At 38.7% G+C, this 26,571-nt stretch carries 21 protein-coding genes, 1 pseudogene and 1 riboswitch; of the genes and pseudogenes, 4 read left to right on the top strand and 18 right to left on the bottom strand.

Annotated features, from left to right (window positions below):
• From CUS89_RS16230 to CUS89_RS10965, 15 genes and pseudogenes are all read right to left on the bottom strand, one after another.
• Positions 1-2,423: pseudogene (locus CUS89_RS16230) on the bottom strand (DUF4573 domain-containing protein); the annotation flags it as partial.
• Complete coding sequence (locus CUS89_RS10900) at positions 2,389-3,840, bottom strand: FAD-dependent oxidoreductase (RefSeq protein ID WP_104872151.1); 1,452 nt, start codon at positions 3,838-3,840, stop codon at positions 2,389-2,391. The gene CUS89_RS10900 and the pseudogene CUS89_RS16230, both read right to left, overlap by 35 nt.
• Positions 3,841-4,294: 454 nt before the next feature.
• Complete coding sequence (locus tag CUS89_RS10905) at positions 4,295-4,999, bottom strand: fructose-6-phosphate aldolase (RefSeq protein ID WP_104872152.1); 705 nt, start codon at positions 4,997-4,999, stop codon at positions 4,295-4,297.
• Positions 5,000-5,036: 37 nt separating this feature from the next.
• Positions 5,037-5,393, bottom strand: coding sequence for a PTS glucitol/sorbitol transporter subunit IIA (locus CUS89_RS10910; protein WP_104872153.1), 357 nt, complete (start codon positions 5,391-5,393; stop codon positions 5,037-5,039).
• 16 nt (positions 5,394-5,409) lie between these two features.
• Positions 5,410-6,417 (bottom strand): PTS glucitol/sorbitol transporter subunit IIB, encoded by a 1,008-nt coding sequence (gene srlE, locus CUS89_RS10915; RefSeq protein ID WP_104872154.1) that lies wholly within the window; start codon positions 6,415-6,417, stop codon positions 5,410-5,412.
• Between the two features lie 15 nt (positions 6,418-6,432).
• On the bottom strand, positions 6,433-6,987 hold the full coding sequence (gene srlA, locus CUS89_RS10920) for a PTS glucitol/sorbitol transporter subunit IIC (protein WP_019723990.1): 555 nt from the start codon (positions 6,985-6,987) through the stop codon (positions 6,433-6,435).
• Complete coding sequence (locus CUS89_RS10925; protein WP_104872155.1) at positions 6,987-7,469, bottom strand: transcriptional regulator GutM; 483 nt, start codon at positions 7,467-7,469, stop codon at positions 6,987-6,989. Before CUS89_RS10925 ends, srlA begins: the two co-directional genes overlap by 1 nt.
• Positions 7,466-9,328, bottom strand: coding sequence for a BglG family transcription antiterminator (locus CUS89_RS10930; RefSeq protein WP_104872156.1), 1,863 nt, complete (start codon positions 9,326-9,328; stop codon positions 7,466-7,468). Before CUS89_RS10930 ends, CUS89_RS10925 begins: the two co-directional genes overlap by 4 nt.
• Positions 9,329-9,344: 16 nt before the next feature.
• Positions 9,345-10,145: an SDR family oxidoreductase gene (locus tag CUS89_RS10935; protein ID WP_104872157.1), complete on the bottom strand. Its 801-nt coding sequence runs from the start codon at positions 10,143-10,145 to the stop codon at positions 9,345-9,347.
• 169 nt (positions 10,146-10,314) lie between these two features.
• Positions 10,315-11,796: an InlB B-repeat-containing protein gene (locus tag CUS89_RS10940; protein WP_104872158.1), complete on the bottom strand. Its 1,482-nt coding sequence runs from the start codon at positions 11,794-11,796 to the stop codon at positions 10,315-10,317.
• Between the two features lie 791 nt (positions 11,797-12,587).
• Positions 12,588-14,672: a MucBP domain-containing protein gene (locus CUS89_RS10945; RefSeq protein ID WP_104872159.1), complete on the bottom strand. Its 2,085-nt coding sequence runs from the start codon at positions 14,670-14,672 to the stop codon at positions 12,588-12,590.
• Positions 14,662-14,967, bottom strand: a complete 306-nt coding sequence (locus tag CUS89_RS10950) for an LPXTG cell wall anchor domain-containing protein (RefSeq protein ID WP_181055355.1) — start codon at positions 14,965-14,967, stop codon at positions 14,662-14,664. The genes CUS89_RS10945 and CUS89_RS10950 overlap by 11 nt, the downstream gene beginning before the upstream one ends.
• A gap of 56 nt (positions 14,968-15,023) precedes the next feature.
• On the bottom strand, positions 15,024-16,058 hold the full coding sequence (locus CUS89_RS10955; RefSeq protein WP_104872161.1) for a DUF916 and DUF3324 domain-containing protein: 1,035 nt from the start codon (positions 16,056-16,058) through the stop codon (positions 15,024-15,026).
• A complete protein-coding gene (locus CUS89_RS10960; RefSeq protein ID WP_104872162.1) occupies positions 16,045-16,692 on the bottom strand; it encodes a WxL domain-containing protein in 648 nt (215 codons plus the stop codon). The genes CUS89_RS10955 and CUS89_RS10960 overlap by 14 nt, the downstream gene beginning before the upstream one ends.
• A gap of 164 nt (positions 16,693-16,856) precedes the next feature.
• The gene (locus CUS89_RS10965; RefSeq protein ID WP_104872163.1) at positions 16,857-18,329 is read right to left on the bottom strand and encodes a helix-turn-helix domain-containing protein; all 1,473 of its coding nucleotides are present in this window, start codon (positions 18,327-18,329) and stop codon (positions 16,857-16,859) included.
• A gap of 225 nt (positions 18,330-18,554) precedes the next feature.
• Positions 18,555-18,652: riboswitch (TPP riboswitch) on the top strand.
• A gap of 77 nt (positions 18,653-18,729) precedes the next feature.
• Between CUS89_RS10965 and thiD the strand changes: the two genes are divergently transcribed.
• From thiD to thiE, 3 genes are read left to right on the top strand one after another with little or no spacing between them, the layout of a single operon-like run.
• Complete coding sequence (gene thiD / locus CUS89_RS10970) at positions 18,730-19,542, top strand: bifunctional hydroxymethylpyrimidine kinase/phosphomethylpyrimidine kinase (RefSeq protein ID WP_104872164.1); 813 nt, start codon at positions 18,730-18,732, stop codon at positions 19,540-19,542.
• Entirely contained in the window at positions 19,539-20,351 is an 813-nt protein-coding gene (gene thiM / locus CUS89_RS10975) for a hydroxyethylthiazole kinase (protein ID WP_104872165.1), read from the top strand. Before thiD ends, thiM begins: the two co-directional genes overlap by 4 nt.
• Positions 20,341-20,982: a thiamine phosphate synthase gene (thiE, locus tag CUS89_RS10980; protein WP_104872166.1), complete on the top strand. Its 642-nt coding sequence runs from the start codon at positions 20,341-20,343 to the stop codon at positions 20,980-20,982. The genes thiM and thiE overlap by 11 nt, the downstream gene beginning before the upstream one ends.
• Positions 20,983-21,045: 63 nt before the next feature.
• Here the strand turns inward: thiE and CUS89_RS10985 are convergent, their stop codons facing one another.
• Both CUS89_RS10985 and CUS89_RS10990 read right to left on the bottom strand, forming a co-directional pair.
• Positions 21,046-21,858, bottom strand: coding sequence for a pyruvate, water dikinase regulatory protein (locus CUS89_RS10985; protein WP_104872167.1), 813 nt, complete (start codon positions 21,856-21,858; stop codon positions 21,046-21,048).
• Positions 21,859-21,871: 13 nt separating this feature from the next.
• Positions 21,872-22,501: a CBS domain-containing protein gene (locus CUS89_RS10990; protein WP_104872168.1), complete on the bottom strand. Its 630-nt coding sequence runs from the start codon at positions 22,499-22,501 to the stop codon at positions 21,872-21,874.
• Positions 22,502-22,669: 168 nt separating this feature from the next.
• Between CUS89_RS10990 and ppdK the strand changes: the two genes are divergently transcribed.
• Positions 22,670-25,288 carry a pyruvate, phosphate dikinase gene (ppdK, locus tag CUS89_RS10995; RefSeq protein WP_104872169.1) on the top strand — a complete coding sequence of 873 codons (2,619 nt, stop codon included), beginning with the start codon at positions 22,670-22,672 and terminating at the stop codon, positions 25,286-25,288.
• A 105-nt stretch (positions 25,289-25,393) separates the two neighbouring features.
• On the opposite strand, the gene rsgA is transcribed toward ppdK, so the two are convergent.
• Positions 25,394-26,365: a ribosome small subunit-dependent GTPase A gene (gene rsgA, locus CUS89_RS11000; RefSeq protein ID WP_104872170.1), complete on the bottom strand. Its 972-nt coding sequence runs from the start codon at positions 26,363-26,365 to the stop codon at positions 25,394-25,396.
• Between the last annotated feature and the right edge of the window lie 206 nt (positions 26,366-26,571).

Consider the following 26,571-nt stretch of genomic DNA (forward strand, 5'->3'; position numbering starts at 1 on the left):
GTGCCGGTGCCGGGATCTGTTTCTCCCCCACCTGTGCCTGGGTCAACTTCTGGGGTACCTGTTCCGGGATCGGTCTCTCCTCCACCTGTGCCGGGATCTACTTCTGGCGTTCCAGTGCCGGGATCGGTTTCGCCGCCACCTGTGCCGGGATCTACTTCTGGAGTGCCAGTGCCTGGATCAGTTTCACCGCCACCTGTACCTGGATCGACTTCTGGGGTGCCGGTGCCGGGATCTGTTTCTCCGCCACCTGTGCCTGGGTCGACTTCTGGGGTGCCTGTTCCTGGATCTGTTTCGCCGCCACCTGTACCTGGATCTACCTCTGGAGTGCCGGTGCCGGAATCTGTTTCGCCGCCTCCCGTGCCTGGGTCGACTTCTGGCGTACCTGTTCCTGGATCGGTTTCGCCACCTCCTGTACCTGGATCGACCTCTGGGGTACCTGTTCCTGGATCTGTTTCGTCTCCGGTTCCTGGGTCTACCTCTGGCGTGCCGGTACCAGGATCGGTTTCTCCTCCACCGGTTCCTGGGTCGACTTCCGGCGTACCGGTGCCTGGATCTGTTTCTCCACCGGTTCCTGGGTCGACTTCCGGCGTACCGGTGCCTGGATCTGTTTCTCCACCTGTTCCTGGGTCGACTTCCGGCGTACCTGTACCAGGATCAGTAGTTTCTCCGCCTCCAGTTCCTGGATCGACTTCCGGTGTTGTTGTTCCTGGGGTAACTTGTGGGTTGGTTGTATCCGGTGTTGTTGCATCTGGTGATGCCATATCCGTCATTGAAGAAGAAATATAAGCAAACTCTCCACCGATTTGGTAAATATTAAAGTTTGTATCTTTCACAACGATTGTAAAATCACTACCGCTTCCGTTTGCACCAGTTAAATAACCAGCATACTGAACCCCGTTGACCATGATTGGTTGAGCAACAAACTGATTATATGAAGTACCGTCTACTGTTATATTGACCGTACTTATGACTGAAGAAAAGTTTGCTTGAGAAACTTGTCCAGATTTCACCGTTACTGCCGAATTAGCTGTAATCGTGTGACCGCCATATCCACCACCAGAAAATGTTGCTGTCTGATTCCATCCTGCTAAGCCAGCTGCATCTTCGGCTAGATTTCCATCAACAGCGCCTCCAGGACTGATACCTGACTGAGAACCACTATATGTTGGCATCGACATTTCATCTGCATAAACAGTAGTTGAATCAGTTGCTTCTTGTTCGTCTAAACTAACAGTCACATATTCATATTTCAATGACTCAATCACTTGATCTTTTGCTTGGATTTCATAGTAAGTTGTATTTTCATCCGCTAATTGATCAACGAAACTTACTTTTACATTGATATTTGACTCATCTGTATTTAACCAAGAATCTGTGTTTTCAAAACTCCGTACACCGTGCAAGGATAAAGACGATTTCAAGCTGTCGACTGTACTACCGAACTGAACCGGAGAGACCAAGTAATGGCCGTTGATCTCTAAAGGTAAGCCATGTGTCGATGAAGAGAACGTGAAGTAACCATCTGCTTGATTTTTACCATGATCGGTAGAAATAGACTCATCATGATAAACTGCATAATAAGTACTTCCTTCATAAGTGATCGAAAAATTCTTCTCCATAGCATCTTCAAAATCGCTTTTGATTTCATCTGTTAATTTTGCTTGACCATTTTCTGCTTTCACGTTCAAAGAAAAGCCTGTATCGATTTTCATGTTTCCTAATAATGCGCCATCATCTGCAGTAAAGTTAGTGCTTTCAGGTTTTGTTTTAGATGAGAAACTTAAGGATTTTTCTCTCGTACTTGCAACTACTTTTGAATCTTTCCAGTTTGCAGAATCTTCATAAGCCTTTTCTTTCGATTCATACAAATGAGGAGAGACTGTTTTATAATTTTCTTGTGAAGTTACCTTTACATTGGGATTTGCCTGGATCAATTGTCGATAACTTGACATTTTCATTACTTGCGCATCACTTGTAGATAAAGTAGAAGTCTGGTAATAAACATCTGCATCTTTGATTCCTAAAATTTGTTGGATGTCGTATGCCGTATGGCTATCACTGACTTTGATTCCTTCTCCTTCATACATAGAAGAAAGTTTTTCTTTACTTGGCAGTTGATCCATCAACTTTGCTACAAAACCAGTGTTCGTCTTCACACTACTGCTTTGTCCTTTTTGTAAAGATTGATTCAGTTCATCAACAGAAGTATGTTCGATATCTTGGATCGTCTCATCTTCAACAAGTCGTTTTTCGGACAACGATGAACTGTCTGCAGATGCAGACAGATTCGGGATCGTGACGCCACCGATAAATGCACCAGCACCTACTGTCAACAATGCGCCAGCTTCAATCATTCGCTTTTGTTTTTTTGACATCTCTTTATCAGGTTTATTTAATTTCATTTGATCTTTCTTCTTTGCCATCACGACCACTCTCTCTTTCTTTCTCCCTAACTAAAGAAGCTAATATTTTTGTAAAACCTAGAGGATTCTTGTAGCCATGTTCAAAAAAGAAATCCGTAAATTCGATTTCTGGCACAGTTACGTTCTTTTGGATTGCTAAACTGATGATATTGACATACTGAGAAATATCAACTGTTCCAAGAACTTGTAGTCCCAAGATTTTTTTTGTTTTCTTCTCATAAACTAGATAAATACTTGAATAATGATTCTTTCTGCCTTTTTCAATTGGTGAGTATTTGACAATCGATTCATGCACAAACTGTCCGCCACGCTCTAGATAACGATTCTGATAGTGTACTTCTTCTGCATCGTATCCGAATTTTCTTGCTTGATTCAGTGTAATCCCAGTATTCGCAATCGTGAACCCATCCATATTGAATTTATAAGTTCCTGTGGTCATTGCTACTTCCTGCTTTTTCTCGTGGATATTGACAGCAGCAATCAGCCCTTGACGAAACGCATCGGAAGCATGAGGATTGTAAATATTTTCCTTAGTCAAATCCATGTAAGTGGTAGAGCAATCGCCTACTGCTAAAATCGAATCATCAGTTGTATACATATACTTATCAACGACGATTGCTCCACGATCACCAGTCTCGACTTGTCCAGCTAATAGGAACGAATTTGGTCGGAAGCCAACGGAAACAAAGACGCCATCTGCACGGATTTTCAAATCAGAAGAAGTTTCAACTTCGATTTTAGGACGGCTCCAGATTTTTTTATCAATTGTATGATAGCTCGTCACTCGAGTACCAAGTAATAGTTGGATACCTTCTTCTTCTAGTTGCTTCTCTACTTCGATTGCGGCATTCTCATCTAAATATTTATCAAGGATTCTTGCATTTGACTGGATCAAAGTGACTTTCATTTTTCGTTGCGCTAAGATACGGGCAATCTCTACGCCGACCAGTCCAGCTCCGATCACTACCGCATGATGGGCTTCTGATATGAATTTCTCAATTGCTTCTGCATCTTTGCGCTCTTTTAAAAGAAAAAGTGTCTCATTCAATTTTCCGCCAGTTGGAGGAAGGTTAGGATACGAACCCGCAGCCATAATCAATCGGTCATAAGATATTTCGTGCTCATGTTGACTTAAAACATTTCTAAAATTCAGCGTTTTCTTTTTTGCATCAATATTGGTTACTTCTTTTTGAATACGTAAATCCACTCCTTGAGCAATAATTTCATGCGGTGTTGCATAATTTGCTTGAGAGTGGATATCTTGATGCCCCATCAAAAACAATGGAATTGTTTGGGAGACAAATGTTATTTCATCTTTTTTTTCGAATACGATTACTTCATCATCTGGATATTCCTCACGAATACGAAGTGCTGCGGCAATTCCCGCATGGTTTCCTCCAACAATTATGATCCTCATCAACTGCCTCCTTCATTAATTAAAGCATGCCATAAAATATACAAATGGTTATTTTTAATCTACTATTTATATAAATTATATCACTTAGAAAGACTAGTTGTCAGTTATAAAGGTCTAACCACTAAGACGCAATAAAGTGCTTATTTCCTCTTACACTTATTCAAATCGGTATATTAAAGAATATAATCATTCTTGTCCCAATGAATGAATGAACCGCTCATTTTTTAAGTAAACATCCAGTTGAAAAAGTAGATAGGATCGTTTATCGAATTTTAAAAAAAGTTGTATTTTATACGATATATACAATGTGTATCCGGACATATGACATTAGCTCGCCACAGTTGCTTAAACTATATGTCGACTGTTGGAATAGGTCTAAAAACAGAAATATAACGTTATTTAAAAAGAGCCACAGAACGGATCGATCAACCATTCCATGACTCTTTATTCTTTTTTATTTAGTAGGACTTATCGCCCCTGATTCTCCTAATGCTTTCACATCTTTGACACCGAATGTCTCTTCCCAATCTTTCTTAAAATCTGTCACTGCCTTATGAATGGAAGGCATACCGAATACTTGTGCAAAAATATCTGGTGACGCAGTAATACTGTGCGCCCCTTGACGACAAGCATGATTGACTTGTGCAACATTTTTAAAACTAGCAGCTAAGATCTTGCTCTGAGATCGTGTTCGCTCGATTTCCATTGCTAGAGCTTTGATAATAGCAACAGCATCAATGTTCAGATTTTCCATACGGTTATAATACGGGGCTAAATAATCGGCACCTGCGGCTATTGCCAAATATCCTTGCATTTCGGAGTAGATAGCGGTAGCAGTGATGTTTACTCCTTTGGCTTTCAGTTGTTTGATGGCGGCCAATCCTGGTTCATTCACTGGTACTTTAATGAAGATATCCTTACCAAGTTGATCAATGATTAATTGCGCCTCAGCTAAGATCTCCTCTGTTGTATCCCCAACTACTTGAACATGTAAACTTGCTTTTCCGATCAATTGCTTGATTTCTTTCAGATGAGTAAACAAATCAATTTTCCCTTCTTTTTTGATGATTGAAGGATTCGACGTTACTCCAGATAAGGGGAGGATCGATTGATAATAACGAATTTTCTCAATATTGATCGTATCTAACATAAATTCCATTTTATTCACCCTTTCAACAGATATGTTGATCTGTATTTTACTGAATACTGATTTTAGTCTTGATACCAATCTCTACGATTTCTTTTCCTTCAACATATAAAGTACCTGGAAGTTCAGGTGTGACCGCTCCATCAAATTTGATTGTGATATGTCCAAGCTCTTTTAGATTATCATTGACCAAACTTCCGACAGACGTGATGCGATAGCTTGTCTCACCGACGAACAGCTGTTGACCTACTTTGATCTCTCCGTGGATTGGCTGAAGTTCAATATTGTAACAATAGGCTGATAGCATATCTGGTGCATCTTTTCCAAATAGTATCACGATCTTCTCTTCTTTGAATAGCGCAGCTTCTGCACCGATCGATGTTACTTTTGTTGAATAAACTGACATTTTTTTCCTCCTAGATTCAACTATACATGCCAAAGCTTGCTATCCATGCGACTAACACTCTCGGTACACCGTTTAGAAAGCGTGAATATAAAACGGAAGGTACGCCAACCTCTACTGTTTCAGCCTCTGCTTCTTCTAAGCCTAACCCGACAGGTATGAAATCACAAGCATTTTGAGTATTGATTGCAAATAACGCTGGTAAAGCGAGCTGTGGCGGAATATTGCCTTTTCCGATCTCCACCCCGATCAGTGTCCCAATAACTTGGCTGATGACTGCCCCGGGTCCTAATAATGGAGAAAGAAAAGGTAAGGAACAGATAAAACCGATAATCATCAATCCCCAAATATTCCCTGCTAAAGGTGCCATGATATTGGCAAAGAAATTACCGATACCAGATCCTTGTATGATCCCGATCAACAAGGAAACAAATGCCATGAACGGAATGACCGTATTGATCATCGTTTGCACACCTTCGCGGGCGGACTGATTAAAAGTTGCCACTACTTTTCCCGCACCCATACCGATTTTGGCAATAAAATTCTGCTGTTCAGCTTTTTGTTCAGTAATTTTTTTGCTTGTATCGTACGTATATTTACGTGCCGGTGCACCCTTATTTTCTGTGTTGCCAGATTGACCGGCTGTGCTTTCATCAGTCGTTAGCGTGATTTGATTGACCCCTACTGCCGATACATAGATGTCTTCTGTAATATATTGTGCTAATGGTCCACTTTTTCCTGTTGGCACCACATTGATCGTAGGTATTCCTTTTTTTGGATAGATCCCACAACGCAATGTCCCTCCACAATCAACGATTGCTAAAGCGATTTCATTATCTGGGATAGAAGTTTTAAAGCCATTGACTGCTTCCATTCCTGTCAATTCAGAAATTTTATCGACGATTACTGGTTTTTCTCCTCCGCCAGTAATATAAATGAATTTGTGTTTTTCTTCTGTTGGTGTGATCACTAATGGGCCTCCGAATCCACCAGTTCCTCTTACAACTCGAATACTGTGATAGCTCATTTTTTCACTTCCTCCTTATTCTGTCGCTGTTTCTACTGTTTTACTCAAGGTGACTCCTTGTTGTTTACAAACATATGCGGTTGTAAAGTCTGTTACCCAACCACCAATAAAATTCATAAGGATTCCGACAAACATATAACGCACAGCTAACTCCATTGAATTCAATCCTAAGGTTGTGATTCCTTGGGCGATTCCTAACCAAACAAATAATTCACCCGGATTGATGTGGGGAAAGACGCCATTGCTCGTATGACAAAATTGTGCTTGAGAAGCATAATAGCTTGGCTTGTAATATTCAGGCAAAAAGCGAGCCATTGTAAAAGACATCGGATTTCCCAACATAAAGGCAGATAAAAAAGGTAAGATCAAATATCTTGTGACGGGATTCTTCGTTGATAGTTTGGCAACTTTAGTCACTCGTTCTTCACCTAAGAAAGCAATCAGTGTATTCATTGCTACCATTAGGATCAACACTACAGGGACGATACCAGTCATCCAAGATATAAAAGTTTCCGCACCCGTTTCAAATAAACCGATGAAGCCTTCCGCAAATTTTGTGATATATTCCATTATTCAACACTCCTTTTTCTTGATAGGTATTGTTTTTTCCATAAACTGAATTGAATACCAAGCATCGTAAGCGGGGAAGGTAGCGTTTCTTCTTGATAATTGCCTAATTCTACCCGCAAATAGATTTCTCTGGCATTTGCCATTGCTTGTTGCACCAATTTATTTTCTGTTCGCACCAAGGGATGATAGTTGTCGATGTAGTGGATATCTGTTCCGATATATTGTGGCAATAGACGAAATTTTGCTAGAACAGTCACGCCCTGCATCTTTCGCGCATCAATAATAATTCCTTTTTGATCGACAGCAAACATGACGATCGTTCCTGCTTTGATTTTTCCAGATCGACGACCGATAGCCACCTTCCCTTTTTTGCGCATTTCTAGATAGATTTGATTAAAGTGCTTGATTTGTTTCATTCCAAATATTACTTGCAGTCCGTAAGCAACAAGTGCAAATGCGCCGAATATATATATAAAATTCATGTTATGACCCCCTTTCGTGTCATCCAATTTTGTAACCCAACTAAGTCATCCAAACGACATAATTCACTTCTGAAATCAGGATCGCCAATAACAGCAAAAAGCTGATCATACAGTTTTAGCAATTCTTTTTCTTTTTTCATCGTTAGATCTTGTGGAATGGCTAACAACAAGACGACTTGCACTTGTCCGTTGATCGTGGAGATCCCTTTCCTAAAGATACCCACTGATAAAATAATCTCAGCCGATTTTTTATTGATGGCATGAGGAAAAGCAATTCCATATTCAAAAATCGTACTCCTCAACTTTTCTCTCTTAAACAAATGCTCCATAAATTCCTGATCGACTAAGCCTTTGCTCTCAAGAGATTCAAGCATATGATCAAGATTTTTTTTGTAGGTTTTCTTCTCATCTAAAATTTCAAACTCTAGTTTTAAGTGATGAACATTTGTGGCTCTCAGCTTTTCTGCTTTACGCCACTCTTCTTGCAACCAAGTTTCGTTGAATAGATTGGTCAATCGAATGATCGGCGTTTGTTTATTTACGTTTTTCAGAGGAATGGTTGTAAAAACAGCAAAATATTTGTCTAAGTTCTCCTTCTGATACTCCTCCTCAGAAAAATGGACCAAGTGTATTTGAGGACCCAAAACCCGTTCCAATTGACGACGAATAATCAAAGCAGTTCCTTTTCCGGTATTACAGACGATTGCTATTTCTTTGTGTTCGTTGTTACTGGTTTGTTTCCTCAATGCAAGTTCAAAATAAAAGGCAATATAGCTGATTTCAACAGTCGGAACCACTCGTTGTAACTGCTCCCCAATCTGCTGTAGACCAATTTTTGCCAGTTCATAGGCTAGAGGGTATTGGGATTCGATTTCACCATAAAATAAATCTTGAAGCTCTATTCGAAAAATCAAACGATTGAGCATGTAAATGAAGTGTTCTTTTATTTCATGAACTAAGAAGGTTTCATCAAATTCTACTAGTAAATTTTGATGAATTGTCTCTATCATTTGTTGAAATAACTGTTCGATTTTTTGCTCATCAATAGCAGACTTATCCATGCCAGCAATAGCACTTAGATTTAGTGGAAAACTGAGAAAAGCTTGTTCTGTTTGGCTTAGTGTGATGCTATATTCATATTCCAAATGATGGACCAATTCGACAAAAGCAGGATGACTCGTCATAAGGTCCATATACTCATTTGGCAAATCTACCAGAATATTTCCTTTAAGGAGTCGTTTCATTGTAATAGAAATCGTTCTTTTCAAGAGCAGACCTTGATTTTTAGGTAAATTAAATTTTTGAACTAAGTGTTCTACGAAGTCTTGTGTGCGTTCTGATAATGGACGTTCGGCAAAATATTCTTGTACATAATGAAGGTGTAACAGTCGTAGATCCAGTTCTTTTCCACACATACGCAGTCCACGATTCGGCGTTCCGATCACTTCGACATTAAAAGAGGAAATCAGTTTTTTCATCACTTTTAGGTCTTTGACGACGGTACTTCGGCTGACCCCTAATGCCTCTGACAGATCATCGATCAGCACAAAATCTTTTTGCTCGATCAGCTTCTTGACCATAAAGAAAACTCTTTTACTGCAAGAATTAAAATCGCTCTTCCGTTTCAAACTGCCGTTCATTATCAAATCAAATTTTTCAAAATCTTCAATTTCGATATGAAAATCATTCTTATGTTGAACGATTTCTGCAATTCCAATCAATTCTTCGTTTAAAGATTCAATGCTGGTTTTCACTGTTTGCGTACTCGTAATCAGCTGTTGTTTCAAACTGCCGATCGTCATTTCTTTGTGGGTAACCAGTAATTGCAGAATTTGATACCATCTGTTCACTACCGTCATTTACTTCCCCCACTTTTTATCCTCTAGTTTTTCCTCCGGCCACATTGGTGGTTACTCCAGTGATATAACTCGAACGATCCGATAGATAATAACTAACTAAGTCAGCGACTTCTTTTAATTTCCCGCTTCGACCTAACGGGATCGTGCTCGTTTTGGCATAACCGGCTCTAAGCTCTTCAATCGTGATGCCACGAGTATATGCCAAGGCTTCTTCATAAGAAAGTGTGCGTAGTCCGGTTTCCTCCATGATCCCTGGGGCAATTCCTATTACCCGAACATTTGATTTTCCTAACTCTTTTGCCCAAGATCGAGTAAAGCTGTTGACAGCGGCTTTCGTTGCCGCATAAGCACTTTGCCCTTCTGACCCTTCAAGTCCTGACTCAGAAGACATATTGATGATCACACCTTCTCCTTTAGCAACTAAGATTCTACTTACTGCTTGAGTCATTAAATACAACCCTTTTTGATTGATTGCAATGATTTTGTCAAATACTTCATCGGATAATTCATATTTTCCATGCGCTTGCTGCTTATCCACTAATAAGCGCGGAATGTTGATGCCTGCATTGTTGACCAAACCATCTATCGTACCAAAGTGATCCTTTACTTTTACAACTCCAGCTTCTACTTCTTGTCGCGATGTTATATCGGTTTTTACGAATAATAATCGTTGATGTTTAAGTGTCGAATCTCTAATATCAAAATTTGCTACATTGACATGTTGTTCCAATAGACTTTCGACGATACTTTTCCCGATACCAGAAGATCCTCCGGTTACAATAATCGTTTTCCCCGCAATGTTCAGCCAATTTGTCATAAGCTATCACCCCTTTTTTTGTTTACGCTTTCAGTATAGCTACGTAGAAGAAAATAATTAAGTCAGACTTTTTTTGAGTTTCCAAAAAAAATCTGACTTAATGTCTTTTTATGATTGATGCTTTTTTATTTACTAATTCTTCCCTCTATTATATTTTTTTACGTGAGCATTATGTTTCAGTTTTATCGCTTGCTAATGATTTTGAATGTTTCAACCAGTATATTCCTACTACGAAGACTATGATCATACCCAAGCCAACCAAGCTAGTCGAATACATCGATTGTTCCGCCGTTTTTGGAAGATGTCTCACTTTTCTAGGTTGTTTTATGGGTGTAGTATACGCGACTTGTTCTTTCTTGATTACTTTTGTTATTGCTTTAGTTGTTTCAGTCGTTTTCACTGTTTCACTCACTTTGTTTACTTCTGGTTGTTGGATCGGTGGTGTCACCGGTTCAATGATTTGCGGTGATTTTTCCCATTGTGCGGTATAAGTCATATCGCCTTCCACAAACTCGTTGACAGTTGGCGTCCAACCGATGAATTTATAGCCTTCTCTTGATGGTGTTCCACTAAACACAGGGGTTGCTATGCCTTTAGACAATTCTGAAAATACTTGGTTTTCAAAAATGGTTTGATTTGCAACACCGTCTGTATAGATTACTTGATAAATGACAGTTTGTGGCATCACAGGTTCCCAAATGGCTGTATAAGTGACATCACCAGTCACTGTATCAGATATTGCTTTATCCCATCCTTTAAATGTATACCCAGCTCTTGTAGGTTGCCCACTAAATGTGGGTGTCGCAGAACCGACGACTAAATCGGTAAAGACTTGATCTGCAAAAATCTCTTCATCTGGTACCCCGTCTGTATAGTTGACCTGATAAGTGGGAATTGGTTCCCATATTGCTGTATAGACCGCATCGGTAGTTACTGTCTCGCTGACAGTCGGGCTCCATCCAACAAATGTATAACCTTTTCTTATCGGTTCTGCACCAAAACCTGGTGTAGCAGCTCCAGGTTCAATACGTTTGAATGTTTTATCCTCAAATACAATTTCATTCTCCACACCATCTACATAACTCACTGTATAGGATTGAATTGGTGTAAATGAGGCATTTACTCTAATTTCAGCTACTCGCGAGGCATTTGATGCATCTACAGGTAGCGAAACATGAATCTCAAGTGTATTTATATCACCGACTTCACCTTCGATGGAAAATGGAACACCGATCATACGTACACTTGGATCTAGGTACGGATTCGTCTGACTGAATAGCTCGCCGACTTGATATTTACCTAAAGAACTACCATTAAGAAAAACCTCTAATTCCATTTCACTAGGATTTTTTCTTTCGGCCTCAGTATTATCAAGCGTACTTAAATCAACCATGACCATCGCTACGCCACTTTGTTGGTTTTGAGATAACAATTTCACTTGTGTTGAAAATATCCCAGGAGGGTTTCCAGGACTGATTTGAACATTATTAAAGCGCCACGGAATCATTGAATCTTCCCCGACGTCATGATAATCAATGCCATTTGCAGAATACGACACTTCTGTATTGATTCCTGGAGTTGCGGCAGAAACAGTTGGATTGAAACCTAAAAACACCAGAAAAACAATGAAATAAGACACTATCTTTTTCATGATGGTCCTCCATTCTGACATGAAGTCAAAAATCACATTACCTTTGCATTTTCAAATTGCTCAATACTGATCAATAAAAAAACGAATATTTTCCAATTTACAAAATCCCCCTTTTTTGAAAAAAATAATGACAGTAAATTCGATCACAAATTTAATCTCCTACCTTTCTATTTAGTTGTAATGTTTCATTCGCTTTTAATTTATTATTAATATTATAAAAATATAAAAGCCTGCGATCACATACCGAAATTGTTATATTTTTTTATCTATCAGCTATTTTTAGCGGTTTATAAAAATGAAAGTTAACTTAATCTCAAGTAAATTATAACAAATTTAAAATTAAAATTGTATGAATTTTTACATACCAAATCCTCAGAATACTAGTAAACCAGTAATTAAATATGTTCTATTTTTTTCTTTAAGTTCTCGTTTTTTCCAAATTAAATTAAGTTCATTGCTTATTTCCAGCTATATATTTTCTATTAAAAGTTATAAAAAAACTAAACAACGTTATTAAATTCACATATATTTATTTTTAATAACATCATATTTTCTATCTTCATCGCTTATTTTGATCAGAAAAGTAAAACAAATGATTGCTCATCTATCGATAACAGGTATCTTGCCCTCAAAAAAACTTCCACAAAAATAAGCAACGAAATCCGGAACTATTCACAATTTCCTGACTTCATTGCTTATTTATTTTAGATTAAGCTTCGATAGAATTGCTTTAACTTTTCTTTGTCCTCTTTTTTAAACGATTGTCCATTAAAAAATTTTTGTAAATATCATTATTTTGGTGCTTGTTCCAAGGTCCAAATAAGCGTTCCTTCATATTCTCCAACAAAATCTGTCGGAGAAATAATTATCCTAAGTTTACCTATATCTGATAGTTTGGTATTTCCGCTGCCTTCACAAATCACCTGATCTGTTGGGTTAATATTTTTTATCTCTTTTCCAACTAAAAATTCTATGTTGTTCGTAAATAATTTATTTTCTTTGTTCGTTAACTTTTTTTCTTCCTTTACTTTTACTGTCCACTTTTCTTCCTCTAGCATACTTTCATCTTTGATCTGGATTTCTTCTTGATTTATCGCTTCAACTGATTTGTCATAGCTTGGTATTTCTTGCGTGCCAAATGTGAGATTGGCGGGTAGGAAAAGTTGCACTCCCTTATCTAAAATCAAGTGACGCGTTTCAATATTCGATCGCTCACCTTTATCATTTTCCATGTAAAAGTCCACGTCTTTATCTAGCCAGCTATCAGAAAAATTAACTTGCAATTCGCTAGTGCCTTCTTTTTCAGCGTTTGGAAGATCTCCTAGTGTTCGCCGCTCATCTCCGCATTGGGCTACCAAACGAATTGTTTCATCGGTATTGTGAGAAAAACGGATTTTCAACTTTCTTTGTTTTTTGAAATGAGATACTCTCAAAGGATTTTCTGCGTCGACTAAAGAAAACTTCAATAAGCTACCCTCTTTATAGAAATGGCTAACTTTTTTTGGCTCAGGTGTATAGATCCCCTTGTTTTCATTCTCTTTGATGGGGTAATAACCAGTGATTTCAGGATACTTTTCTGAAAGATCATAGGGATCGGTGATCAAACCAGAAATAGTTTCTGGCGGTAGTAGCGTCTCTCCTGTCTCTTGCTTCAAATATTCAACTGTTACTTGTCCAAGATAATTGACAGATGTAATGGCAGAACTGTTTGGTTTTGTCTCACTATCGACGGTTGATGCAACTGAAAATGGCAACTTCAAGTAATTAGTCTCAATTGAGTCTTTATCTACTGGATTATCTTTGCTTCCGACCCATTCTAGTACTATTTGATAGTTTAAAACGGTATCATACAATCTATTATTGCCAGTATTTTTTGCAGCTACTTGAAACTCATTACTATTCAACGCCTTTCCTTCAAATAGATCAGACACATCTTCCCCGCTGAATTTTGCGACTCTGAAATTTTTCACTTTATATTGAGGATGTTTCAGATTATTATCCAACAAGAAATCCACTTTCAAATTCTTCATTTTCTGACTTTGTAAAACACTCGGTACGGTTTGGACACCTTGTATAGTAACTTCTTTTTGTGAATCATCAATGGTTGTGTTAGTAGCAGTTATACCAGAAAATTCGGGCGTCGCAAGAAAGCCAGTTTCATACATTAGAGAAGAAGGGGTACTGTCTAAATTTTGAACGATCGTTTCAATTTCAGATACTTTTTTTGTACTCAGTTGAAAAGCTTGGGTAGGATGTCGCCACGTACGATGCTCTTTATTCTTTAAGTAGGTCCAACTATTCTCCCCTAGTTCTTCTGTATCATAAGTAATATCAGTTGGATCATTTGCAATCAAATATTGGGTCAATCCAAAAATATTTTTATACCCAATACTCTTGTTTACATTTAAGCCGTTATAAGTAAATGTAGTTTCAACAGGTAATTCAGCACCTTGGGCATTTTCAAAACAATAAGTAACACCCATTTCACCCCGAATCGTGATGTCCAGAAAACTAGATGGATTACTAATGGATATTTTACCGCCATCATTCGTTCCAGTTACTTTCAAGACAATTCTTACATTAACTGCTGCTCCATTATAGTAACCAACATTTTTTATCAATGCACTTGCATTGGGACTCGATCGGCTAACATCCAACCAACCCCTAGAAAAGTTCCCCTCCACTTGTTCGATAGAACTGTTCTTACCATAGTGCATCTTGAATGTACTTTCTGCTGGTGTCTTCATGCTATTTGCATAGTGGAAGTATGGCAAATTAGTAATACTCCCCCCAGCATGGACTTTGCTTGGGTAGATAAACAAACAAAAAATCAGAACCACTAAATATCCTATATGCTTCTTAAGATCATTTTTCATGTTTGACTCTCCTTTTCAAAAGGATCGACAGGTAACTAATCAAAGTTGTTATGCCGAGTAACTGGATTAACCAACTATTTTTTTCACTGGTCTTTGGCAAATAAGAAACTAATTGAACATTTTTTTCTTGGTCCTCATTAACTGTTGACGCCTCTATTTTTTTCATTGGGATCGTCTTATTTTCTGGTTGAACAAACCGAATGCCGACTTGACTCGTTCCTTCATCTAGCGCAGACACGGGGGTTGTTGCCCCAATCAACAGCCCCACTAACCCGATCCAAATTATCTTTTTCATCATTAAACTCCTTTCGTAAAAAAGTCGTTTGTTATTGATTAATCACTTAGTAAGTATCATTTTAGTTGACGGCGCAACTTGTTTATATACCAAATCAAACTAAGAATGATCACTACAGTAAAACCGAATAAACAATACATAAGTAGATTTGGTTCATCTTTATCATTTACTTTAACCGCCTGATGATTCAGTTTTTCGTCTGTTCCTTTGATTTCAAATATTTTCTTTAAATGCCATTTTTTTCCGTCTCCATCTTTTAAATCCATAGCAAGTTCATAGGTTCCTTTTTTTAATGGTTCATTGTTCCAACTTAGTGGCAGTTTAAATTTTGTACGCGGCGTAAAAGACACTTTCTTTTGAAATTCCTTGATTGGTTTTTCTTCCCCTTTTTTTGTTACGATTGCATGAACGTCTAGTTGACTTTTTATGACTGGTGCAGCATTTGCTAAAGTCGCAAAAATAGTCAAATACCCGTTTTCTAAACCTGGTGTCACCTCGTCTAATGAAAATTTCGGTTCGATTTCTTTGTCAGTACAAGTCAATTTAGCACCTAAAGTGTATGCGAACTTATTTCTCAAACTAAATCCTTCATTTTTTTTATGTTTGTTTTCAGTGTCTTCGTAACAGTAGAATCCTCCTAAGATCGTGCCATCAAATCCTTGTTTCGGAATTGCTAAATGGAAAACCACTGATTTTTCTTCCTCAGGCGCCAACATGACCGTTTGTGATTCCGAAATCAGGTCTTCAAACGAAGGTCCTCCCAAAAGTTTTTCTCCATGGTTAGAATAATCGATAGCACCATTCTTGTTGGTCAAAGCGTTATTTGCCTCAACTATCACTTTTATTTGGTTTGAACTTGTATTACGTACCTTGAGTATAAGGTTTTGCTTTTCACCAGGTTTTACTTCCAAGTCATAGTAGCTAGCATATGATTGCTGATTTTCAGGTAAGACAGCTTCCGCATCGAAAGAGACTTTATTCGACTCTGCATCAACATTTGTGGTGAGGCAAAAAATAAAGAAGCAGATGATACTAATAAAAAAGAGAGGAGAGTATCGACTCTGCTCTCTCATAAAATCAAATCGGCGCATCATTCAACACCCAAGTGATATCTGCCGTATAGCTTTGTGCTTCCACCCCCGCACGAGGTACATGTAGTTTGACATTTTTATTTGCTTTGTCTTCTCCTTTAAATGCAACAGCAAACGCCCCTGCTCCTTGCCCCTCTTTTGCTAACATGACTTCTTGAGTTTGTCCATTTAAATCAATTGATTGTTGTGGGACGGTTGGTGGAGCAGATTGATTATTTTTTGTAATGACTTCACCACCAGAAAGTGTCATTTGTGCTCCTTTCAATTCCTCACCGTTTTCTCCTACAAATGGCGATATTTTTACACCTAAAGTCCAACCTTTTGCTCCTCCACGCGTATCATTTACTTGAACGTATGGACTTCTATTTAGCGCATAGTAATCTGCATCTCCTTGTTGGATCTCTTGTTTACCAAATGTAATGTTCGATGCAAAAGGAATGGACAACGCTCCAGTATTTCCTGTACTTGGATTATCATCGTGTGTGTCATCTGAAATAACAGGTTCGACGTTTGTTCCAGTTCCCGCTGTCAGTGTTACATTTGTCTTGTTTGTTGCTTCTTCGGCAAATGCGCTTGTTCCGTATGCACTTGCTGTTAATAACGCTAAAGTTGCTGTCATCACTATCTTTCTCATCTTATAACTCCTCCTAAATAATAATAATTCTAATCGAACTAGTGATTATTTTGTCATGATCTCCTTGATTTTTCTAGTTTAAAAAAACGTCTGATTTGAGCATAAAAATGAAAGTACCCGAAAATAACTGTTCCATAAAACACCAAAAAAGCTCGTTTGATTATTTACAAACCAGCTTTTTTATGCGAAATTCTAAAAAGAATTTCTCCCAATTGTCGCCAATTTCTAGCCGAAGGAATATTCTTCATCAATAGCAAAGGTGTGTTCTTTGTCTTTAAATAATAATTTGAGATAACTAAATCAACTTCTGATAGCTCAGTTTGGTAATCATAAAAAGCCAAAACATAAGCATCTCCATAATACGTTTGTATTTTATTCATTAACCATAAACGATGAGTATGATGCAGATCGTCTTGGATCAGGATTTTGATTGGCTCCAAATGGCTCAAAAATAAATCATAATAATCCAAGACAAAATAATAGGACAAAAATATTTGTTCCCAATTTTCCAAAAGATCATTTACGTCACTATCCGATGTTTCTTTTAAGATTTTATATAAATCTTCCATTACGACTGATTCCCGCAAATTCTCTTCTTGTATTTCCTTAATATATGAACGATTGAAAAAAAGATCCGTATTCCCAAAAAATAAAGAACTCCGTTCATGAAAAGCAACAAAATTAAAAATCAATTCCGGATCTTCTAAATCTAGTTTAAATTGAAAGGTTTGATTCAACGCATCCGCAAGATTTTGCACGGCTCGAAAGGAGGTCGTACAAAATTTCTTATGGACAGCCGCATGGCTATTTTCATATTTTTTATGACCATCAATGATCCCAAACGAATAGATGGTCTGATAAAGAAAGTATCGTTCATCTAACGACAGTCCCAGCTTTACTTGTTCTACCCACTGATTTAAATAGCTGAAATTAGCATCCTCATCAACGACTACTTGGTAAGAAGGATCGACTTTGATTTTTCTCGTTTTACTCCGCTCTAAATTGATGGTCAGCCAATAAGAAAAAGTTCGTCTTTGTAATGGACTTAATGAAATTCGATAGATTGCTTCGAATGAATCAATGTAAGTTTCTATCGTTGATAACGCTGTTTGGAATGGCCAAGCCCGTTCACTCTCTTTCGTGGAATGCCAATAGAAATAATAAAAGAAACTACGAATGTTTCTTTCTTCTGCATTCAACTCCAACTTAAAGGGTTGGAATTTCAAGCGGTAGCGTTTAAAGTAGGGAACCAATAATTTAGCATAGCGAAAAACCGTCGAAATACTAGTGAATTGAGCGTTCGCAAAGGTTTCCAAAGTCTCTTCAGGATGACGATACATAAAATCGATCAATTGGTAGTTATAAGAAGATTTGTAAAAATATAGATAAATCGTATAGATTGGGAAGTCTTTCTTTTTATGTACCCAAAATTGTTTGTTATTCTCATTTTCAAGAAAGATATTTTCTCCATATTCAGCTAATAAAGTTGTTAATTCTTCGATATAATGGAGAACTGTTTTATCAGTTACCTGTAATAGCTGTTTCAGCTCTTCCATGGAGCACCAGTTATCTTTTTCCAATAAATAATCTAATAACACCACTTTTTTCTGTGATAATTTTGTTAAGAATGTTTCCATAGTATTCACCTCTGAATGTTTCGTTTGGAAATGCATCATTCTGCATTTTATCATGTGTGCAAAAGGAAATATACTTATAAAATTTCTGGAATTTGGAAATAATTTGACAGTAATCACAAATAAGCTCACTTGTCATTCACTACTCATCAAGGCATTTTTGCTAGATACTCAAAAACTTGAATCTTCTGCTTTTTTCAGATATCATTGGTTCGTAACTAAATATGATTTTGTTTGCAGGGGGACGTTATCGCGTTGAGAAGGTAAAACCTGACCCTTTGAACCTGTTGGTTGATACCAGCGTAGGGAGCAAATGTCCTTTTTGTTGATGCGAAATCGAAACAATCAAGGCATTCTTCTATACTGGAAGAATGTCTTTTTTTCTATTTTAAGGAGGAACCTGATGAAAAAAGTACTAAGTATTGCTGGCTCAGACTGTAGCGGTGGCGCCGGTATCCAAGCCGATTTAAAAACATTTGCCGCTCATGGTGTTTATGGGATGTCTGTGATCACCTCAGTAGTCGCTGAAAATACCGCTCGTGTCATTTCGTATCAAAACATCTCACCGACGATCATCGCCGAACAAATGACAGCTGTTTTCGAGGATATCTATCCTGATGCAGTCAAAATCGGTATGTTGTCATGTGCAGATACGATGCTAGCTGTCGCAAGCAGTCTACAAGAATGGCAACCTAAAAATATTGTACTAGATCCTGTGATGTATGCAAAAAATGGCGATGCTTTGATGGAGCCAGAAGCAATCGACACATTGATCAAAAACGTCTTACCATTAGCTACTTTGATCACCCCCAATATTCCAGAAGCAGAAAAAATTGCAGATCGCTCGATTACTTCACTGAAAGAAATGGAACAAGCAGCAAAAGCCATTTATGAAAGATGTCACTCTGCAGTTTTGATCAAAGGCGGCCATCGCTCAGGTGAAGCCACTGATTTATTGTATGATGGGGAAAATGTTTACTCCTATACATCTGAACGAATCGCCACAAAAAACACCCATGGCACTGGTTGCACCTTCTCTTCAGCGATTGCCTCACAACTTGCTTTAGGGGCATCCTTGGACCAAGCAATTTCCAAGGCTAAAAAATATATCACTACTGCAATCGCACATTCACTAGAATTAGGCAAAGGTCATGGCCCAACCAATCATTTCTATTCACTCTATCGCAATGGTCTTAAGGAGGAACAAAGTCAATGAATACATTTTTAAAAACAGCTGTAGAAACGGTCCGTATGAAAAATCCTTTGGTCCACCATATCACGAACTATGTAACGGTCAACGATTGTGCGAATGTCACACTTGCGATCGGTGGTTCACCGATCATGGCTGATGATGCGTTAGAAGTAGCAGAAATCACAGCAATGTCACAGGCATTGGTACTAAACATGGGTACTTTAAGTGAACGTACCGTAGCTTCGATGCTTTTAGCTGGGCAAACAGCCAATGGAAAAGGTATCCCGATCATTTTTGATCCAGTCGGTGCTGGAGCTTCACAGTTTCGTAATCAAACCGCAAAAACGATCATGGAAAACTTGAAATGTGCAGTGATTCGTGGCAATATTTCAGAAATCCGCTTTTTAGCAGGAATCGCAAGCACAACGAAAGGTGTCGATGCCTCGGCAGATGATGCAAGCTCCATTGAAGAAGCCCAACAGATCGCCGATCAATTAGCAACCGCTCGCAAATGTATCGTAGTGATCACCGGTGCGACAGATGTGATTTCTGATGGGCGGCGTAAAATCTTAGTGCACAATGGTTGTCCTGAAATGAGTCGGATCACTGGCACTGGCTGTATGCTCACTTCATTGATTGCTAGCTTTTGTGGTAGTTCTCCTGAACATCTTTTCCATGCAGCAACCACAGCGGTTCTTACCATGGGGATTGCTGGAGAGCTTGCGTTGGAAAAAACGGCTGGAACGGGAAGTTTTCGGATCGCATTGATTGATGAAATCAGCCGTATTGATCGGGAAACATTACTACTGCGAGGAAACTACTTTGAAAAATGACATCAACTATTCCTTATACCTAGTGACTGACCAGTCACTTTTAAAAAAATACACACTCCAAGAAGCAGTGCAACAAGCCCTTGAAGGAGGGATCACCGTCTTACAGTTGAGAGAAAAAAAAGCCAATTCACGAGAATTTTATGAGGAAGCGATCGCATTGAAACGATTAGCTAAACCATACAATGTTCCATTGATCATCAACGATCGAGTAGACATTGCGTTAGCTTGTGATGCAGACGGTGTTCATGTCGGTCAAACAGATCTACCTGTGGCTGTGGTGAGAAAAATGATTGGACCTGAAAAAATCATCGGCGCTTCCGTCCAAACCCTCGAACAAGCAATTTCCGCTCAACAAGCTGGAGCAGATTATTTAGGTGTTGGGACGATGTTCCCAACCGCTACTAAAACAGACGCCATCAATGTATCAAAAAGAGAACTCAAAAAGATCCTTCAGCATGTATCGATTCCTATTGTTTTGATCGGTGGTCTCAACGAACACACGATTGCAGAATTCAAAACTTTCCCCGTCCAAGGTTTTGCTGTGGTTTCAGCGATCCTAGCAAAAGAAGAAATCAAAAAAGCGACTAAAGAACTTTCTTTACAAGTCAATACATTCATCAAAGAACAATAAATCAAAAAAGCGATCTGCGTAAAGTCATCACACCTTTACACAGATCGTTTTTTATCTTACGAGTCACTTCAAACTTTTCAAATGATGTTCAACGATAAAAGCAGTTTCTTCAATCGATTTATCTGATACATCAATGATAAAATTTCCATAGCGATCAAAAATCTCTTGGGAGTATGCCAATTCTTTGTGGATCGTTTCTAAATTGTTGTAGCTTGACGACTGATGTAAGCCTAAAGAATCTAAGCGATTGCTCCGGATTCTCACTAAATTCTCTGGATGACAGATCAAACCAACGATTTTATTCTTGTCTACTTCTTCTAATACTTTTGGTAATGGTACTTCAGGAATCAGTGGCAGATTGGACACTTTGTAGCCTTTATTTGCCAAATACATACTTAAAGGTGTTTTTGACGTTCGGGAAACGCCGAGAAGCACGACATCTGAATCTAAAAACCCTTTTGGATCTTTTCCGTCATCATATTTTACAGCAAACTCGATAGCAGAGATCCGATTGAAATATTCTGTATCCAATTTGTGGACAGCCCCTGGTTCTTCAATCGGCTGCATCCCAGTTTTCGCATGAATGATCTCAAAGAGAGGATGCATCAAGTCAATATAGAGTAATCCAGTTTTCCGACTAAAAGATTTTGCCACTTCCGACAGTTCATGATTCACGAGGGTACTGATCACAATTGCCTTATCACGTAAGGCATCTGCTAAGATTGGCAATAGCTCTTCCTTCTGATTCACAAAAGGAAATTTATAGTTATTATTGAACACTAAGTTAGGATATTGGACTGTCACAGCGGATAATAACTTTTGAGACGTTTCACCTAGTGAATCTGAGATAGAATAAACAATGACTTCATTTTGCATGGATAAACTCCCCCTATCGATTTCGTTCAGCATTTCTCGCTTGCTGAGTGATAAAATTCAATACTTTTGATTTAGTGATCTTACCAATTACTTTTCGCTCATTTGCTTCATCCACCACTGGTAGAGAGTCAACTTCAAAATCTTGAAGGATCGTCGCTACTTCTAATATGTCCATTTTTTTTGTACAAGTTTTGAGATGTGGACTTCGAGTCATACAAAGGGCGACCGGCGTATGGTCGATTTCGGTATTTAAGGAAGCCCTCAACAAATCTTTTCGAGATAACACACCAACCAATTGTTTTTCTCCATCGATCACATAAATCGACCCAACGTCATATACAAATAACGTCGTGATTGCATCACGGATAGAGGTATTCAAATCGATCAACAACGGTGGAACCATGATCTCACCCACTTTTACTGTGAATGTTTTAAAGAAAAAAAGCGTTTCTAAATCTGATCCTGTATAGGTATAGCCAATTTTAGGCGTTGCTTCAAGTATGCCTGCCATCGTCAAGAAGGATAGATCTGACCGTAATGTCGCTCTGGAAACGTCTAAGAGTTCAGAGATTTTTTCTCCACTGACAGGTTGCGTCTCTTTGACGATCTCGATGACTTTTTTTTGTCGTTCGCTCAGTTTCATCTATACTTTTTCCTCCCTCCTTCGTTCTCATTACTTATTATACACATATATAAACCGATTTCACAATAAATTTGTGGTTGTTTTTTCTGATTGACAGATATATATGAGTCATATTAAGATGTATTTATATCAAACATGACTCACATTAAATCAATGGAGGCTTATCACATGGTAAAATGGATCTATGACTTTAACGAAGGCAGAAGCAAAGATAAAGCATTATTAGGTGGAAAAGGTGCAAATTTAGCAGAAATGACTCATTTAGGTTTGCCTGTTCCTTCTGGTTTTACCCTGACTACAGAAAGTTGTATGCGCTATCTTAAAGATGTTGCTTTCTTTGATCAACAATTGATAACAGAGATTCAAACAGCTATCGAACGGCTAGAGGTAAAAACAAACAAGTCATTTGCGAACGATGATGATTTATTGCTAGTTTCTGTAAGGAGTGGGGCTGTCTTTTCTATGCCTGGTATGATGGATACGATTCTCAACCTAGGTCTAAATGATTCACGTGTCCATGCACTGGCTGAGCAAACTAGTTTGGCGTTTGCTTATGATTGCTACCGCCGTTTGTTGCAAATGTTTGGCGATGTCGTCTACGGTATCCACAAAGAAAAATTCAATCTTCTACTCACAAAAGCAGAAAAAGAAAACAATCAAACGGTTAATGATTTCAACGAACAACAACAATTAACTTTAATCAAAAATTATAAACAACAATTTATCAAACATAATAAAGTTTTTCCGCAACATCCTATGGATCAGCTAAAAGAAGCAATTCAAGCGGTCTTCCACTCTTGGAACAATCCACGGGCAAACGTTTATCGAGAGTTACATGGTATCTCCCATCATTTAGGCACGGCTGTCAATGTCCAAGAAATGGTTTTTGGAAATAGCGGAAATGAAAGCGGTACAGGTGTCGTCTTTACCCGAAATCCCGCTACAGGTGAAAATAAGCTTTTTGGTGAATTTTTGCTAGATGCACAAGGAGAAGACGTTGTTGCTGGCATCCGTACACCCCAACCGATCCAAGAGCTAAGTGAGCGACTACCTAATGTCTACCAAGATTTCTTGCACTACGCACAAATGCTAGAACTTCATTACAAAGATATGCAAGATATCGAATTTACCGTTGAACAGGGAAAGCTATATATTTTACAAACGAGAAATGGCAAACGAACAGCTAAAGCTGCTTTAAAGATTGCGACTGACTTAGTGGACGAGAACGTTCTTTCAAAAGAAGAGGCTTTGATGCGAGTGGAAGCAGAAATGATCGATCAGTTGATCCATCCGATTTTCAAACCTGAAGCTCTCGATCAAGCAACACCATTTGCTCAAGGCTTACCTGCAAGTCCTGGTGCTGCTACAGGTGAGATCGTCTTTACAGCCGAAAAAGCAAAAGAACGATACGGACAAGGAAAGAAAGTCATCTTGGTTCGCCAAGAAACCTCTCCAGAAGATATTGAAGGAATGATCGTTAGTGAAGCCATCGTCACTAGTCGTGGCGGGATGACTTCACATGCCGCTGTCGTCGCTCGTGGGATGGGCACTTGTTGCGTGACTGGTACGGAAACCTTGACGATCGACGAAGAAGCAAAAACTGTAACAACAAATGACATTCGGCTAAAAGAAGGCGATATTCTCTCCGTTAATGGCAATACAGGCGAGATTTACTTAGGGGAACTTCCTACAGTTGTCGCTGAAAATAATCAAGACCTTACTTTATTTTTATCTTGGGCTGATGAACATGCGGACTTAGAAGTGCGCGCCAATGCTGAAACGTTGACTGATTTAACCACTGCTCTTGATTTTGGGGCTACAGGTATCGGATTAGCTAGGACCGAGCATATGTTTTTCGGAGAAGATCGTATTTTAGAAATGCGTCGCTTGATTTTAGCAGAAGATCACCGAGAAATGGAAACAGCTCTGACAAAATTGCTCGCATTTCAAGAAAATGATTTTTATCAGATGTTCCAAACGATCCAAGATAAACCAATGGTCATTCGCCTACTTGACCCACCGATGCACGAGTTTCTTCCCCATGAGACTCCAGAGATTGCGAATTTAGCAGACAAACTGAACCGATCAGTCAATGAATTGACAGCAAAGATCGAGTACTTGAAAGAAACCAATCCGATGTTAGGTCATCGTGGTTGTCGCTTAGGGATCACTACACCTGAAATCTATCAAATGCAAGTCAAAGCAATCATTCAAAGTGCGATTCGTCTAGTACAAGAAGGGATACCAGTTGTTCCAGAAATCATGATTCCATTGATTGCTGAAAAAGAAGAGTTGATCCACCTCAAAACGCTATTGATCGAAACGATCGAAGCAACTTTCAACGCACAAAACATCGTACCATTTCCTTACGAGATCGGTACGATGATCGAGTTACCTCGTGCTTGTTTGATTGCCGATCAATTAGCAGAACAAGCTGATTTCTTCAGTTTCGGTACAAATGATCTCACTCAAATGACCTATGGATTTTCTCGAGATGATATTGGAAAATTCATCAATCGTTACCAAGAAAAAGCGATCATGGCACACGATCCGTTTCAACATTTGGATCAACAAGGCGTTGGTCAATTGATCAAACTCGCTGTTTCTAATGCACGTCGAACCAAACCAACGATGACGATCGGCATTTGTGGTGAAGTCGGTGGAGATCCTCAATCGATTCCTTTCTTTCAAGCCATTGGAATCGACTACGTCTCCTGCTCTCCTTACCGGATTCCAGCTGCTCGATTAGCGGTGGCACAAGCAGCCATCCGTAACCGTCCATCTTAATTATTTATGTGTTTGTATCTAGTTTCAAAAAAAGTAACCGCAGCCAACGTATCGAACGTTTTAGGCTGTGGTTACTTTTTTTGAGTGATATTGTTTTACCGTGAGCTATTTTCTTTTTCTTCTGTTCTTCAATTTCTCTTTTTCGCAGATTCTCTTTTCTTGAAAGAGCAGTTCTTTCTGCAATTTCAAATAGTTCATATAGCGATTTTCTGATAGCTCTCCATTGTCGATTGCTTGTTTGATTGCGCAATCATTTTCTTGATCATGCCGACAATTTCTGAATCGACAATTGAGAGAGAGTTGAACAATATCCTCAAATTGGCTATCTAACTGCTCTTCTTGAAATGGTTGGAATTCTCGCATCCCTGGGGTATCGATCAAAAAACCACCGGTTGGTAACGCAAGTAATTCTCTATGTGTCGTTGTATGGCGCCCTTTATCATCCTCTTGTCTGATCGCTGAAACGTGCATTGCTTCACCCTTCATCAACCGATTGACAAGTGTGGATTTCCCGACACCCGAAGAACCAACAAGTGCGCCCGTTTTTCCGTCTGCTAATAAGTCTGCAACTTGTTGGATACCTTGTTCATTGTCAAAACTAGTCACAATAATATCTGTCGTTAACGCATACAGTGGCACGAGAAATAAGTCAATCGTCGGACATAAGTCAGCTTTCGTAAGAATGAGCACTGGTTTTGCGCCACTTTGTTTGCCTGCGACTAAATAGCGTTCGATTCTTCTCAGATTAAAATCATTATTCAAACTACTGACAATAAAGAGCCAATCGATATTCGTTGCGATGATCTGTTCGTCGGAACGATTTCCTGCTGTTTTTCTAGAAAACTTTGAGAAACGTTCATCAACGGAGTGGATAATACCTTTATTATCAGGTAACAGTTGAAATTTCACCCAATCGCCAACAACAGGTAACTCACTTTGAGAAGTCGATTGGTGTTTTAAAGAACCAGATAATTTAGCTGAGATCTCTTGATCATCGCTTAGGATCTGATAACTACTTCCATAACTAACTGTAACTCTTCCACGAATCAGTGAAACATGATATTTATTTGCTGTCATATTGATACTCCTTTGATAGTTAGAAATAAAAAAAACTTCATGACCCGCTCATTTGCGAATCATAAAGTTATCAACATTCCATTCCTATCGTGAGTATTCCCTATAAATACTAGACAACGATCCATGGTGAGTATGATAAATCCAAGTTCACTAAGAGCTTCGGTTGGTTGATATATTTTTTCATTATACTCACCTTCTTTCGTTTG

The organism is Enterococcus mundtii (assembly GCF_002947535.1).
Taxonomy (GTDB): Bacteria; Bacillota; Bacilli; order Lactobacillales; family Enterococcaceae; genus Enterococcus_B; species Enterococcus_B mundtii_B.